Raw genomic sequence first — 14,603 nt, forward strand, 5'->3', positions numbered from 1 at the left:
CATATCTTCGGATTTGCTTATCTTCTCGTCAACGAGATAATTCCAATAATCAGCGATGCTACAACTGATGACACCGAGATGTAAAGACCTAAATTCGGGTCTACTCTTGCCGCTTTTTCTCTGTTGGAGTTCGGCTGTACGTAGATGATGTCGTTTTGTTTAAGATAATAATACGGCGAATTCATAAAGCTTGCACTCGTAAGATCTAATCTCTGTTTTGTAATCTGCCCATCTACATTTCTGATCAGCAAAACATTCTGTCTGATTCCGTAAGGCGTAAGATCACCTGCCAATGCCAAAGCACTCCATACCGTAGCGTTGCCTTCAGGAAAAACATAAGTTCCCGGTTTTGCCACTTCTCCGGAAATCGAAACTTTGAAATTGACCAGTTTCACATCTACAATCGGATCTTTTATGTATTTCTCCAATAAACCGGAAAGTTTGTTTCTAAATGTCTCAATATTTTCTCCCTGAGTATTGATTTTACCTAGCTGTGGGAAAACAATATTGTAGTCGGTATCCACAAAATAAGTAGGGCCTGAAACCGGTAACTGCTGCGGAAGATTATTGGAGCTCGGTATTGAATACTGAGTAACTGTAGCAGATGATGAATAATTCTGATTGAATGGTCTTACCGCATCCATGTCGCGAGCAGAAATATTTACAATTAACTGATCGCCAGGCTGTAGCGTACTGCGGCTGTTTTTTATTGCATTATCCAATGCCATATTGTCTATATCAGTCATATAATTGATTTCCTGCCTTGCGGTACAAGATGCCATCACAAAAGCTGTAAAACCATATAAAAAGAACTTTTTACCAGTCATTATGTCTAAAATTTTCACAAAAATAGGATTATTATTTATAAATTAAAATCTAAGGCTAAAATTAACTGTTAATATTCTTTAACAGGAAAAAATACTTTCCAAAATATCACAATTTTGAATCAGTATAAATAGCGTGCAAAAGTATCGATAAATATTCCAAAACAATGCAATATAGAAAAAAATCATACTTACTTTAAATCACAATCAATTTCCGTAATACGCTAATATTACTTTGACGGGCATACTAAGCATTAAAAAATCCAAAGACATGCTTTTTCAGCGTAATATATATGTTCAAAATCGTTAAAAGCTTTGTATTGTCATATAAAATTTTAAAATACAGAACTTTTCTAATTATTTTTCAAAAATCTTTCCTTACATTTATTAAACCAAAAAAAAATCTTTAATATGAATAAATTCATTACTACGTTTTTATGTAGTTTAATTGGTGTAACCGCGTTTTCTCAGTGGTCCCCAACTACATTTAATGGAAGATCTGAGAAATCTTCTAATGTAAAAAGTTACTACAAGCTTGATTTAGAAAAAATTCAAATTCAACTTAAAGATGCTCAAGAAATGGGCAGAAATGCAAAGCCTGTAGAAATCTCTCTGCCTACTCTGGAAGGTAAAGTAGAAAAGTTTGCCGTTTACAGTTTTCCGGTTGTTGTGAAAACTATCGCAGACCGATATCAACTGGGTTCTTATGTAGGAGTTGGCGTTGACGATCCATCCAAATACCTGAGATTTTCGCTTGCTCCCAACGATTTTCAATCTATGATCATCAAGGATGGTGTCTATCAGTTTATTGAACCAGCCAACTCTGATAAAACAGTTTATGGAGTTCATCCTAAAACAGATAAAACTCCGGGAGGCTTTCTCTGCAGTATGAATGAAAGTGCTTTGTCTAAAAAGCAAATCGATGCTTTGTATGCAAAAGGTAAAACATTCGATAAAAACCCAACCGACTTTGCAAAATCTTCTGACAGAAAGTACAGAACCATGAGACTTGCGATGTCTGTAACGGGTGAATACACTCAGTTTCACGGAGGCACTGTGGCAGGTGCTCTTACTGCGATTAATGCTACCATGACCAGAGTAAACGGTATTTTTGAAAAAGATTTTGCCCTGCATTTATTTGTACAGGATTATCCTGGCGTAATCTATACAAATGCTGCTACAGATCCTTACTCCGCAGCTACAGCCGGAGCTGGTGGTGCCTGGAATCTTGAATTACAAAATACCTTAACCGCCAACGTAGGAAATGCTAATTATGACATCGGTCATTTATTTGGAGCTTCGGGAGGCGGAGGAAACGCGGGATGTATAGGTTGTGTGTGTACCGATCCTACAACAGCAGAACCCGAAGGAAAAGGATCAGGATTTACTTCCCCTGCGGATGCCATTCCACAGGGAGATAATTTTGATATCGATTACGTAGCTCATGAGATGGGCCACCAGTTGGGTGGTAATCATACATTTTCTATGAACCTTGAAGGAACCGGGGTCAACATGGAACCAGGATCAGGATCCACTATCATGGGATACGCAGGAATTACCGGAGCAACTGATGTTCAAGCTCATTCTGATGCTTATTTCCATGTAGCAAGTATTTTACAGATTGAAGATAATCTGAAAGACACAACCTGCGATATTGAGACGAATGTTTCCAACAATCCGCCTGTCATTGGTGCTCTTTCGGATTACACAATTCCAAAAGGAACAGCATTTGTGCTTACAGGAACTGCTACAGATCCTGAAAATGATCCTATGACATACACATGGGAACAGTTTGACAGCGCCAGCACTCCTGTAACCGGAGTTACCGGAAACAACTCAACAGGCGCATTATTCAGATCATTAACGCCTACCGCTACGGGAAACACAAGATATTTCCCTAAATTATCTTCTGTATTAGCAGGAAACCTTACTGTTCCAGCAGATTGGGAAACGGTATCTAATGTTGCAAGAACAACGAACTTTGTACTGACTGTACGAGACAACAACCCTGTTTCAACTTCACAACAGACACAAAGTGAAATTACAACAGTAACTGTAAGTAATCAGGGACCATTTAAAATAAATACTTCCCAGGTTTACCATAATGTTGCGTCTCCTGTAACATGGGATGTTGCAGGTACTGCCGTTACCCCTTTCAATTCTGCCAATGTAAAAATTGATTACACTACAAACAACGGTACAAACTGGACTACACTTGCGGCTTCTACTCCAAATGACGGAACAGAATCCTTTACTTTTCCGGTGGCTTTAAACGGACAGAATATTAAAGTCAGAATTTCATCTATCGGAAATATTTTCTATGCTGTAAAACAGGTTTCAGTAGCCACAGCAGCAACTTGTGACGGAAGCGCTCCTACGGGAATTGTTGTGAGTAATATCACATCATCGTCAGCATCTGTTAACTGGAACACTATTGTGGGAGCTACTTACCAGATCCGATACAAAAAACCAACTGACGCAGCATGGCAGCAAACAACTTCTACTACCAATTCTGTAGTTTTAAACAGTCTGGAAGAAGGAGTAAAATATGAAGTAGAGGTTGCCGCGGTATGCTCAGGCACTCCTGGAGTCTACTCTACAAGCGTTCAGTTTATTACGGCTTCAGCTGTAACTTACTGTGCACTGACCTCAGCAGATGCATCTGAAGAGTATATTTCTAATGTAACACTAGCTAACGTCAACAACACTTCCGGATCTAACACCTACACAGATTACGGACCCGACGCGACAAAACTGATTAATTTAGTCGCTGGTTCTGCCACCAACACGGTTTCTGTAACGAAAACATGGCCGGCAGATATTTATCCTGAAGGGGTAAGAGTATGGATTGATTTCAACAGAGACGGAACTTTTGACAACACTACTGAAATGGTAATGAGTTCGGCAGCAAGTACTGTAGCTACTGTAAGTGGTACTTTTACCGTACCTGCCACAGCAGTTCAAAACAAAACTCTGAAAATGAGAGTAGCATTACGCTACAATGCTCTCGCTACAGCATGTACCTCTTATACCTACGGTGAAGTTGAAGATTATAATGTAATGGTTACTTCCGGAACATTATCTACGAATGAACTCACTATTAATCAAGATGAAATTCAGCTGTATCCAAATCCTGCATCGGATGTGTTGAACATCACAAAAGTGTCTGATAAAGCTGATTATAAAATTTACAGTGCAGCCGGACAGTTAGTCGACAGTGGAAATATCAAATCAGGACAAATTAATGTTTCACGATTGATAAAAGGAGGATATATTATTACCATCGAAGAGAAAGGAAAAGATTTGTTTAAATCTAAATTTATTAAAAAATAATAAATCATCCCACGAGTAAAATAAATTTTCAGAAGAAGAGCGACTTAAAACAGTTTGTACTTCTACACAGAATTTGTTTTTCGGATATTATTAAGGAGCTTATCATGTGATTTCAACATCCGTGATAAGCTCTTTTTTTATTATAAAAAGTTATTTTTAAATGGTCACCTAAAAGTTAAATTTTTCAGATGAAATCGAAGATTCAAAAAAGTCAGATGCCTGTATTTAATTTAAAATTAAATTAAAAATCACTTTGGTTTAAAGAAAGAATTTTTTGGTAACAAAGTTTTGAGTTTAAATTAAATCAAAAAATCGGCTTATTCGAAATACCAAAAACATCTGTAGAATGACAACAATTGAGATAGATGCTGCAATTGGGAACTTTGATCTTTAAGATTGATGCCATTGCCTCAATTTCTTCTTCAGTTTCATCTGACTCTATAAATATTTTACGCAAGCTGGGATTATCTAAAAATTCGCAAAGATCTGCTAAAGTGATTTCTGTTCGGGTAATATTCAATCTTATAAGGTTTTGCATCTGATTGAAATATGGAATGCTTTGCTTTGTGAGAAATCTGTTTTTGCGAAGAAAAAGAGTATGTAGATTTTTAAAATTCAACATATATTTTATGGCCTCATCAGTAATTTGGGAGTCTTTCAGATAGATATCTTCAAGAGAAAACAAACGCAAACTCAAAAAATAGAAATATTCATCATCAAAATCTGAGTCAGCAGAATGTAAGCGATACCAATCGGCAGGAATTCTGTCCGGTTTTTCAATGCGGTAATGCCGTTGCCAGAATTTCTTTTCTTCTTTAGTAAACTTCGCAGGTTTTGTCATGTGATTTTAAACAAAAGCTTTTTTTCCTGAAAAATTTAAAACTCCCACGGTCTGATATCTTCTGTATCTCTGGCTACAGGCACTCCGTCGGGGTTGAGAATCATCGCTTCCTGAACGTTGGTTTTATGCAATGTTGCCCCACTTGCAATCAATTTATAACCATTTTCATATTCGGTAAAATAACCAGCCGGAAAAGCAGAATAACCATTCGGGAGAATTACTTTTATTTCATGCTGAAATCCCCATCCAACTACTTTTTGGTTGAGAATATATTTTTCAAATGCTTCGTAGAAATTTTCTGTCATGATTTTGTTTCTATTTATTTATCATCTTTTAAACATTCTGTGGCGTCCACATTTTTAAGAATTTAAATTTCTTAGAATACTCTTCTCTTGGGCAAAATACCAGACAAACTTCTTTGTTATCAAGTGATGATTCGGTAAGAACAATATGATTTTCTTCGTTCTTAAAACTTTCAAACTCTGTTTCATTCACCACACAAACTACTTTTCTGAATATTCCGCTGATCCATTTTCTCATATTTTCATCGGTTTCAAATTTTAAATAGCAAGCCAGCGAAGCATGTGCAGCGATGACGGGAACCAACTTGTCGGGAACATTATCTTTTATCAGAATGTACATTTTCATGATTTAAAATCTAATAATTTTTTTCTGCCTCTTTCGCTGCTTTTATTTTCTCATGATTGGGCGGATCGCATTTATAGTATTCTCGCATGGCATTTTCACGATCCATCTTTCTGTTGAGCTCTTCATCAGGTTCAAAATCCAGATGATAGAGCTGTCCGTCATTTTTGGAGATCAGCCAGATATTTCTGCCATCCAGAATAAGCTGATGCGGTTGCCAGTTATTTAAATAAACATTTCTGAGTACTTTTTCTTTCTTGCTGTCGTAATGAACTAAATGATTCTGAAAGACAAACCAAAGTTTTTCATTTTCCGAACTTACAATTGATGATAAAGCCTCGTTTTCGTACTCTTCCGGCGGAACTATTGTTTCTAAATTGATTTGTAATTTTTGTTTTCCTTTTTTCCCGATGGCGGTTAAATATTTTTCACTCAAAAGAAAAGTATAATTCTGATTTTTTTCGATTTTAAAATCTGAATTTGCCAGTTTATTCTTCTCAAGCCATTCTTTCGTGATGGACGTATTATCTTGAGTTAGAAAATGAAACTTCTTGGCATCCACCTTTTTGTCTTCCACATACGTTGAAATTTCAGATTTATACTTTAAAAAATTTCCGCTGTAATCTATTTCAAACCACAAATCGTCTTCTAAATTGGTAATAATTCTATCATTTAAGAAAATAGGCTGAATTTCAGATCCGAAATTGATGTTTTTCTGCCACAAAATCCTGTTATTTTCCAGATCATAAGCTAATAATTTTCCACCGTCTGCATTGGCCGTAGTGTACATTATGGAATTTTTAAAATAAGGTTGGGTCGTAACAGACTGTAGCTCCAATTCTCTTATTGTTTTGCCTGTACTGATGTCATACTGATGAACTTTGCGGGTATTGCCATCGTAATTTCCATAGAGGAAAGAATTTTCAAAAATATACGGACCAGCATCTGATCGCCAGCCGATTTTTCTTTCCCAAATTACCGTATTTTTCTCTTTATCAAGACTGTAAATGGTAAAATTATCTGCATTAAAAATGATTTTACCGGATGACATTATTATCGAACCTTTAAAAGACATGTTTTCTGTGCTGTCCAAAGGAAAATCAGAACGGTAAAGCTGCTTCTGCGAAAACAGAGAAGCTGTAAAAATTAAGGGCAGAAATTTTAAAACTTTAATCATATTTCATCATGTGAATGGAATGATTTTAAAAAAAACATTTAAATTGGAAATGCACCATCTTTAACTATCAATATATTTAAGGCTGTGACATAATGTTGACAATCTGAACCATCTCGTCTATACTCTTCAGATTTTCTTTTCCGATAACACCGGTCTCAGAATTTTTTTCAAACAGATAAGAAATCTGACATCCTTTATCAACCGAATGCTTTATCAGCCTCAGCATATCATCATCTATCTGAAACCAGCGATATTTAAGATTTTCACTATTGCCAGACTCTTTAATTACGTAAGAAACCTCATCATCATGAAGTTTAAATTTAACTTTTGAAAAGCTGAGAGATGTTTTTGGATTGCCGTTATTTTTAATATGCATGTATAATTTTGCAAGACCATTTTTTACTTCCAGCTCCATTATGATTGGTCGGTTTTCTATTGCCGGACCGGAAACCACAAGATAATCATTGTCTGAGAAATCTTTTTTATAAACGTAATCACCTGCACCTTCTTTCGGAAAATGGGTTATTACACTGTAACCAAAAACTTCTTTCAGCCTGTTCTGAGAATACATCAGTGTAGAGGCAAAAATTATAAGAATGACCAACAGTTTTTTCATGGTAATGTATTTTTAAATAAATGAAAGCGATTCTGTTATGGAAATCACTCACTAAAAATGCCGGGAAGTTCAGGTATTAGCCTAATAACAGTTCTCACCAAACTTTCAGCAGTGAAATATACCAAAGTTTATGACGCCGAAAAATCACCCTTTTGCGGTAGTTTTAAATTGAAATGTGAATAGCTTTTAGAAAACACCTTTTTAGAACAGATAATAAGTCATTTTAAGGCTGGGATACCAAACAGATCCCAGATAATTCAGCTGATGCCTGTATTCTTTGTTTTTGTAAGTCCAAACATATTGTAACAGAGATTCTTTATCCTGAATTTTCTGAACCGGAAAATAAAAAGACAATCCTATATCGTATTGATTTCGGTAGCCGAAATTTAAACCAAAACCTACACTTCCACTGATGGTGTAGGTTTTCTCACCTAAATTGGTCTGATAGAGACTTTCATAATAAATGGGTTCGCTGATCTCCTGCACTGCCTGACCATTGCCACGGTTGTAAGACATTACATTATTATTAAAATCTGCACCGGCAGCTGCCTCAACATACAATTTGTTTTCCCTGTACGGGAATAGTCTTCTATACCCCACCAGTAATGAAATACAATCATATTTCTGACCAACAATATCATCGTTTACGAAAGGTATTTCGGGCTCATTCAGCTTGTATGCATATTCTATTTTCTTCCTGGTAAGCAAAAGATCTGCAAATAATTTGTTTTCTTCATCCAGATTTTTCGAGAGCCGCACTCCAAGATTGAGTGACAAAGGAGTCTTTGCTTTGAAATGATTTTTATCTGCTGAAAGGCTGTTTCTAAAGATATTCAAACCTGAACCCAAAATGATTCCCAATGAATAAGCAGATTGTGCAGAGAACATATTTGCTGAAAAGCATACTGCTGCTGTAAAAAGATTTAAAAATAATCTCATAGTCGAATGATGCATTTTAATTTTCGTGGTAATTGAGCTTTATAACGGTAATTTCTGCTGAATCTTATTCTTATAATACGAATTAAAACTTTTCAATGTATTGTAGTCAGAACTTTAAAGCGTTTCGGGATTTTTAACTGAATATCTCAGTAAAGATTTTTTTGCGAATATTTTCTTGCTTTGCATGACAGTCGGCACTTGCTGTTGTCTCCGCCCGCAGCTGCAGTTTGATTCAGCTGCGTAAAATTGCTGTTTATCTATTCACTTGCTTTACCGACACATTTTATACGTTTACCTCAAAATATTTTTTGCTTAAACGGCAGAAATTATATTTGTTACGTAAAAATATAACAATGAAAAACTTCAATTTTTTAAGCTCACTTTTTGCGGTCTGCATGGTGTTACTCAGCACCTCAGTATTTGGTCAGACCACCGTGAAAGTCACCTATTACACAGGATCGACTCAGGATTATACGATAACAACCAGCGGGAAATTATACTTCTCGGGAAGCAATCTGCTGCTGAAAACAACCTCAACGGCATCTGATATTTCGATTCCTACCAATATTATCCGGAAAATAACTTTCGCTACAGCAAATCTTGCTACACAGGAAATCGGAAGAAATACTTCCCATAATAAACTTTACCCTAATCCTTCTTCAGATTTTTTAAGAATTTCTTCAGATAAAAAACAGAAAATGAATGTTAAAATCTATTCCTCTGCGGGAAAACTGGTTTTAAAAGGAATTTTCCAACCTGATGAAGACATCAATATCAGCAGCCTGAGCGCAGGATTTTATCTGGTACAGGTAGATGAGACCACCCTTAAAATGATCAAGAAATGAGAAAGCAGCTTTACATCATCATCGCCATCCTTACAACATTTGCACTGAAGGCACAGCAGACCATCGTGGTACACAATTCAGGGAACAATATTTTCGCGTCTGCCACCTCAGCTATAGACAGCATTAAACTGGATGCCAGTTATTCTAAATTTAAACTATCCGGAAACACAACCGTTTTGGATATTCCCAAAACAGCTGTCGACAGCATTACATTCACCTCAAATACTGTCAACCTGACAAAAATTTATATTATTTACAAAGGGACAGAAAACGCAACAGTCATTAATCCTTACGCAAATCAGGGAGTTAATATTACAGCGACCGGCGGAAATGTACAGGTGGTCTCAACTGCCACCATCAGCAATCTTGAATATAATTTATTGGGTACCAGCGCCGCCGGAAATTTAACGATGAGCTCCACTCTTCCTGCACAATTTGTTCTTAATAATCTCAATCTTACGAATTCTGCAGGTCCGGCAATCAACATCACAGGAGGTCAGGTTCATACTTTTTTATCACAGGCCAATACAACCAATTCGCTTACCGACGGCTCAACGAGTACTAAAAACGGAACGCTTCAGACGGACGGAAAAATTATTTTTTCCGGTACAGGAATTTTAAATCTTACAGGAATTAAAAAACACGGAGTTTCCACCTCAGCAGGAATTGAAGTGCAAAGCGGAACAGTGAAAGTAATTTCAGCTGCATCAGACGGATTTCATTCTGAAGGATTCACAATGACGAACGGAACAGTCAATATTACTGCAACCGCAGACGCTATTGATGCAGGCGACAACGCAGTTTCCGTTTCGGGAGGAAATATTACCGCTTCTCTTTCTTCAGCAGATGTAAAAGGTATAAAAACCGGAACTTCTACGATTGATATTTCGGGAGGTACAATCAGCCTGACTCTCACGGGAGCTCAGTCTAAAGCCATCAGCGCAAAAGGAAACATCACCTTTGACGGCGGGAACACGACTGCGAATCTTTCCGGCGCAGCAGTCCTTACAGCATCAGGAAGCGGTTTTGATCCTTCCTACTCTACCGCTGTAAAAACAGATACGAATGTCATCATCAACAGCGGAACTTTAAATTTAAATTTAGCCTCAACTGCCAACGGAGGAAAAGGAATTTCTGCAGACCAAAATATTACCATCAACGGAGGTGCTGTCACAATCACTACGGCTGGTAACGGAGCGACTTACACGAATACCACAGGGGTTTTAGATTCTTATTCATCATCTGCTGTTTCTGCCGACGGAAATCTTCTGATCAATGCGGGTACTGTGACCACAACAAGCTCTGGAACCGGAGGAAAAGGTTTAAAAGCAGACGGAACGGTAACGATTGGCAGCACGACGGGAAGCCCAACCTTAAATATCACAACAACAGGGGCGAGATTTTTGGTTTCAGGAACAGATTACAGTCATCCCAAAACACTGGTTGCTACGGGAGCCATTACGATCAACAACGGACTGAATAAATTTACATCCACAGATGACGGAATCCATTCAGACGCTTCGATTACCGTAAATGGCGGAAACAATACCGTTTCGGCTATCTCTGCAACATCAGGCGTTGGTGAAGGTGTGGAAGCACCCATCATTACTTTTGCTGGCGGTGTGAATAATATTACAGCTTCCAACGATGGCATCAACGCTACCTACGGAACAGTTTCCGGCGGAACAGAGGCCAATGACAACAGCCATTTGTACATCACGGGCGGCATTGTAATCGTTGCAGGAAGCGACGCCATCGACAGCAACGGAAATATCACCATCACCGGAGGCACCACCATCGTTAACGGTCCGACAAGTCAGCCCGAAGAAGGCATCGACTACAACGGAACTTTCCTGATGAACGGCGGGATTCTGATTTCTGCGGGATCCAATGCCAATATGACCAAAGCAATGAGTACCGCTTCGACGCAGGTGGGAATGTATCTGAAATCAAGTGCGCAACTGGCAGCGACTTCAGTTTTTCAAATTGAAAATGCGGCAGGAACCGAAATGGTGACTTTTAAACCTAAAAACGGCGTTTACTATTTTCATTTTTCAAGTCCGAACCTTGCTCAGGGAACAAGCTACAAAGTTTATTTCGGAGGCACTTACACAGGCGGAAGCTATGTTGGCGGAAGCACCGGATGGGGTTTATACACAGGAGGAACTTATTCTACGAGCGGAGGAACTTTAAAAAGTACATTTACAACCTCCACTACAGCAAAAGTAAACACGGTTTCATTTTAGAAAGAAACATTTTTAATCAATGTCAAAAACCTCTCAGTTTATAAGCTGGGAGGTTTTGCTTTTTTATGAAAATCAATAATTTGAAGAAAAACACTTCGACTACGCTCAGTGAGACATCTCTAATACTATCTGTTTTACATATTCGTATTATCTGGATGTACTTTTAATTTAAATTAAACTTATAAAAAATAGCAAGTAAATTGTTTAAAATAAATAGTAATTATCTTCTTTAATATCCTTCGGCAAGCTCAGGATGACATCTCTAATACTAAATGTTTTCAACATCCAAATTTTGCAACGTCAGTTTTAGAAAAACAAAAGACTTTACTTAAATATTTTATTTCAGTATCTCAATATAATACTGGAGAAAAACACAACAATTTGAACATAAAAAAACAGGACAGCTTCCACGCTGTCCTGATCCTAAACAATCCTCAATGAAAAAAAATCTTTTCAGATTTACTTAATTAACTATAATTTCTATATTTTCTGTGAATTCACCTTTAGAATTTTCAATGGTGATTTTTGCTGTATATTTTCCCGAATTCAATTGATTTCCTGATATGATGATATTCTGTTTTCCTGCCGAAAGACGCTGATGATCGATTACAGAGAGCATTTTTTGACCTTCTTTTTCATAAAGGTCGATACTGACAGATGATTTTTCATCTAAAACAATGGGAAAAACGGTTTCCTGGCGAAAAGGATTATGACTGTTTTTTTTCAATGTAAAACTTATTCAGATTTCTAAAAATAGCAATAGCGCATTTTCACTTAGAGCTTCAAACTCCAAAGTTTCAATATCTTCCAGCCAAACAGCATCCCTGTTTTCGAGTAATCTGTTCTGAAACTCAAAAGCACCGTTGATTACCATTCCAAAAACCGATCTGTCTGACTGATTAATTAAATATATATCTTCTTTTCTCCCATCATACAATCCGATGAAATTCGGATAATCAAAATCTTCAGCCATCGGAATCAACGTGTTTTTAAAATCAATATTCAGATCTTTGAGACTGAAGGAATTATCGTGCTTTCCGGATTTCAATTCTATAATTAAAATATCGGCTTTCTCGTTTTCAAGATTATTTTTAATGGTTAAACTATCGGTTTCTGTAGATTTTAAAGTGAAAACCTCGTGTGCAGAAACCTGCTTTTTAAAATCATTGATCAAAATTTCACCATACAAAACCAAAATCATCACTGCGCAGTTTGCTTTGTATTGAAAACAGAATTTCCCATTTTCATCTATCACAATTTCCGATACTTTTCTGAGATTAGAATCTTCATTTTCAGTAAAAACATCTCTGATCCGGCAAGAATTTTCTTCTTTCCAAAAGGCAAAATCTGATTTGAATATTTTTGAAGGTGTCTGAATTAACATAATTTAAAAAAAAATTAAAGCGATAAATGAATTCATCTGCATCATCCATTTCATCATCATTTACCGCTTATTAAAATGAAATTACCAAATCTAAACTGATACTTTTATGGTGTGCGTCAGTGCAAAACCTCCGCTTACATTACCTGTAACTGCAGACATTTCATTGGAAGTTCCGTCACTGAACACATTGTCATTTGAATTGTAAGTATATCCGCTCAGTCCTTTGTATCCGGAGCTTGCGGCTACCAAAGCGACTGCACTGTCATTTCCTTCCGGAAAAGCAATCTGCGTCACCAAAAGCGACTGTCCTGCTGTATTATACACATGAACGTGAATATGAGTCGCCCTTCCGTTGTACCAACCCGGAAAAACAGAGATAAAATTCACTTTCCCACTGGCATCTGTAGTTTGTCTGCCTCTCAGAAAATGAACTGAGGTATAATTGGTCGACTGCATTCCGGTTCCGCCATATTCTGAGTAGTTTCCGTCTTTGTCGCAATGCCAGATGTCTACAATAGCACCCTGCAGATTTGCACAGTTGGCATTGACATTCTGAACCGTTATTGCAATGGTAAATGGCACTCCTGTGCGGTCACTCACAATATTGGTCTGCACCAGTCCTGAAGGTGATTTTGTAGGAAACGGCCCTTCGGTTTCAGAGTTGGTTACGGCACATGCAGTAGAAATGCTGTTATTGATAATACCTGTCACCGCATCTTCTTCATCATCTTTTCTGCAAAACATCAAAACGGGTGCAGCCACTGCAGCAACACCTGCCATTCCTAAAGTTTTTAAAAAACTTTTTCTGTCGATTGTTTTCATTTTTTCCATTTTTCTTGCACCAAAAGTATTTTCAAATGGGCAGACAGAAAAATTTATGAGGTGAACAGAAAAAATGTGTCGGTTAATGACGGTTATTTAAGAGACGTTAAGAATATTCTCAGTGTTTATTCAGAACTTTATCTCCAGTAAGCATAGAATTTAAAGGCATTTAAATATACCTGAAAAATAGAAAATTTATAATCATTTTTTTAGAGCAAATTTTTAAAATTGAAGAAAAAACAGATATCGAAACTTTTATTTATTCAGAATTTTCATTACTTCCTCTTTGTACGTCTCGCCTATCGGTATTATAAAATCTGAAATATGAATGTTTTTATTCACTATTGTTTTAATATCGCTCACAGGAACGATGAAAGAACGGTGAACACGCACAAAATCTTTTAAAGAAAGCTTTTCAAGGATACTTTTCATCGACGAGCGGGCGGTAATTTTTGTAGTATCTTTCAAATGAATCTGTATATAATCGTCTAAACCCTCAATTAGCTGGATGTCGTTGTAATTGATTTTATGAAGCTTGTAATCTGCCCTAATGGAAAGGTGTTTCACCTCATTATTTTCCTGATTTATATTGATTTTTTCTACTGCCACCTTAAATCTTTCAAAAGAAAAAGGTTTCAGAAGATAATCTACCGCATTGATACTGAAGGCATCCACGGCATATTCTGAAAAAGCTGTCGTGAAAATAACTTTGGTATTCTGAGAAATATTTTTATAGAAGTCCAGACCATTTTTTGCAGGCATTTCAATATCCAGAAAAATCAAATCCACCGGAAATTTATTCAGAAATTTCTGAGCATCACTCTGTTTATTGAAAACTTTTTCCAGAGACAGATTTTCAATTTTTTCCGCGTAATTCTCAATAATTTTCAGGGCAAGAATTTCGTCATCCAGGGCAATGGCTCTAATCATT

14 protein-coding genes are annotated in these 14,603 nt (G+C 36.9%); 3 read left to right on the forward strand and 11 right to left on the reverse strand.

Features of this window, described 5'->3' with window-relative positions; all coding sequences use genetic code 11:
* Nucleotides 1–17: 17 nt before the first annotated feature.
* Nucleotides 18–827, reverse strand: coding sequence for a polysaccharide biosynthesis/export family protein (locus AC2A1G_RS19555; RefSeq protein WP_484048559.1), 810 nt, complete (start codon nt 825–827; stop codon nt 18–20).
* A 408-nt stretch (nt 828–1,235) separates the two neighbouring features.
* Between AC2A1G_RS19555 and AC2A1G_RS19560 the strand changes: the two genes are divergently transcribed.
* Nucleotides 1,236–4,157, forward strand: coding sequence for a reprolysin-like metallopeptidase (locus tag AC2A1G_RS19560; protein WP_484048560.1), 2,922 nt, complete (start codon nt 1,236–1,238; stop codon nt 4,155–4,157).
* Between the two features lie 304 nt (nt 4,158–4,461).
* Here AC2A1G_RS19560 and AC2A1G_RS19565 read toward each other — a convergent pair whose 3' ends face one another.
* The 6 genes from AC2A1G_RS19565 to AC2A1G_RS19590 all read right to left on the reverse strand — a co-directional run bounded on the left by AC2A1G_RS19565 (nt 4,462) and on the right by AC2A1G_RS19590 (nt 8,375).
* Nucleotides 4,462–4,998, reverse strand: coding sequence for a hypothetical protein (locus AC2A1G_RS19565; protein WP_484048561.1), 537 nt, complete (start codon nt 4,996–4,998; stop codon nt 4,462–4,464).
* Between the two features lie 35 nt (nt 4,999–5,033).
* Nucleotides 5,034–5,303: a hypothetical protein gene (locus AC2A1G_RS19570; RefSeq protein ID WP_484048562.1), complete on the reverse strand. Its 270-nt coding sequence runs from the start codon at nt 5,301–5,303 to the stop codon at nt 5,034–5,036.
* A 28-nt stretch (nt 5,304–5,331) separates the two neighbouring features.
* The gene (locus tag AC2A1G_RS19575; RefSeq protein WP_484048563.1) at nt 5,332–5,640 is read right to left on the reverse strand and encodes a hypothetical protein; all 309 of its coding nucleotides are present in this window, start codon (nt 5,638–5,640) and stop codon (nt 5,332–5,334) included.
* A 16-nt stretch (nt 5,641–5,656) separates the two neighbouring features.
* Nucleotides 5,657–6,820: an outer membrane protein assembly factor BamB family protein gene (locus AC2A1G_RS19580; RefSeq protein WP_484048564.1), complete on the reverse strand. Its 1,164-nt coding sequence runs from the start codon at nt 6,818–6,820 to the stop codon at nt 5,657–5,659.
* 76 nt (nt 6,821–6,896) lie between these two features.
* On the reverse strand, nt 6,897–7,436 hold the full coding sequence (locus AC2A1G_RS19585) for a hypothetical protein (protein ID WP_484048565.1): 540 nt from the start codon (nt 7,434–7,436) through the stop codon (nt 6,897–6,899).
* Between the two features lie 201 nt (nt 7,437–7,637).
* The gene (locus tag AC2A1G_RS19590) at nt 7,638–8,375 is read right to left on the reverse strand and encodes a hypothetical protein (RefSeq protein ID WP_484048566.1); all 738 of its coding nucleotides are present in this window, start codon (nt 8,373–8,375) and stop codon (nt 7,638–7,640) included.
* A gap of 353 nt (nt 8,376–8,728) precedes the next feature.
* Here AC2A1G_RS19590 and AC2A1G_RS19595 point away from each other — a divergent pair, with 353 nt between their 5' ends.
* On the forward strand, nt 8,729–9,220 hold the full coding sequence (locus AC2A1G_RS19595) for a T9SS type A sorting domain-containing protein (protein WP_484048567.1): 492 nt from the start codon (nt 8,729–8,731) through the stop codon (nt 9,218–9,220).
* Nucleotides 9,217–11,466, forward strand: a complete 2,250-nt coding sequence (locus tag AC2A1G_RS19600; RefSeq protein WP_484048568.1) for a carbohydrate-binding domain-containing protein — start codon at nt 9,217–9,219, stop codon at nt 11,464–11,466. The genes AC2A1G_RS19595 and AC2A1G_RS19600 overlap by 4 nt, the downstream gene beginning before the upstream one ends.
* Nucleotides 11,467–11,929: 463 nt before the next feature.
* Here the strand turns inward: AC2A1G_RS19600 and AC2A1G_RS19605 are convergent, their stop codons facing one another.
* The 4 genes from AC2A1G_RS19605 to AC2A1G_RS19620 form a co-directional block, all read right to left on the reverse strand.
* Entirely contained in the window at nt 11,930–12,193 is a 264-nt protein-coding gene (locus tag AC2A1G_RS19605) for an immunoglobulin domain-containing protein (protein ID WP_484048569.1), read from the reverse strand.
* 12 nt (nt 12,194–12,205) lie between these two features.
* A complete protein-coding gene (locus AC2A1G_RS19610; protein WP_484048570.1) occupies nt 12,206–12,850 on the reverse strand; it encodes a pirin family protein in 645 nt (214 codons plus the stop codon).
* 90 nt (nt 12,851–12,940) lie between these two features.
* Complete coding sequence (locus tag AC2A1G_RS19615; RefSeq protein WP_484048571.1) at nt 12,941–13,672, reverse strand: dioxygenase family protein; 732 nt, start codon at nt 13,670–13,672, stop codon at nt 12,941–12,943.
* Nucleotides 13,673–13,927: 255 nt separating this feature from the next.
* Nucleotides 13,928–14,602: a LytR/AlgR family response regulator transcription factor gene (locus AC2A1G_RS19620; protein WP_484048572.1), complete on the reverse strand. Its 675-nt coding sequence runs from the start codon at nt 14,600–14,602 to the stop codon at nt 13,928–13,930.
* Nucleotide 14,603 lies beyond the last annotated feature (1 nt).

This window comes from Chryseobacterium sp. HNCC26DJ240 (assembly GCF_057180485.1).

Excerpts from the sequence above, each read along its gene's own strand:
- AC2A1G_RS19555 (WP_484048559.1), bottom strand. The coding sequence starts at position 827 with ATGACTGGTAAAAAGTTCTTTTTATATGGTTTTACAGCTTTTGTGATG.
- AC2A1G_RS19560 (WP_484048560.1), top strand. The coding sequence starts at position 1,236 with ATGAATAAATTCATTACTACGTTTTTATGTAGTTTAATTGGTGTAACC.
- AC2A1G_RS19565 (WP_484048561.1), bottom strand. The coding sequence starts at position 4,998 with ATGACAAAACCTGCGAAGTTTACTAAAGAAGAAAAGAAATTCTGGCAA.
- AC2A1G_RS19570 (WP_484048562.1), bottom strand. The coding sequence starts at position 5,303 with ATGACAGAAAATTTCTACGAAGCATTTGAAAAATATATTCTCAACCAA.
- AC2A1G_RS19575 (WP_484048563.1), bottom strand. The coding sequence starts at position 5,640 with ATGTACATTCTGATAAAAGATAATGTTCCCGACAAGTTGGTTCCCGTC.
- AC2A1G_RS19580 (WP_484048564.1), bottom strand. The coding sequence starts at position 6,820 with ATGATTAAAGTTTTAAAATTTCTGCCCTTAATTTTTACAGCTTCTCTG.
- AC2A1G_RS19585 (WP_484048565.1), bottom strand. The coding sequence starts at position 7,436 with ATGAAAAAACTGTTGGTCATTCTTATAATTTTTGCCTCTACACTGATG.
- AC2A1G_RS19590 (WP_484048566.1), bottom strand. The coding sequence starts at position 8,375 with ATGAGATTATTTTTAAATCTTTTTACAGCAGCAGTATGCTTTTCAGCA.
- AC2A1G_RS19595 (WP_484048567.1), top strand. The coding sequence starts at position 8,729 with ATGAAAAACTTCAATTTTTTAAGCTCACTTTTTGCGGTCTGCATGGTG.
- AC2A1G_RS19600 (WP_484048568.1), top strand. The coding sequence starts at position 9,217 with ATGAGAAAGCAGCTTTACATCATCATCGCCATCCTTACAACATTTGCA.
- AC2A1G_RS19610 (WP_484048570.1), bottom strand. The coding sequence starts at position 12,850 with ATGTTAATTCAGACACCTTCAAAAATATTCAAATCAGATTTTGCCTTT.
- AC2A1G_RS19615 (WP_484048571.1), bottom strand. The coding sequence starts at position 13,672 with ATGAAAACAATCGACAGAAAAAGTTTTTTAAAAACTTTAGGAATGGCA.
- AC2A1G_RS19620 (WP_484048572.1), bottom strand. The coding sequence starts at position 14,602 with ATGATTAGAGCCATTGCCCTGGATGACGAAATTCTTGCCCTGAAAATT.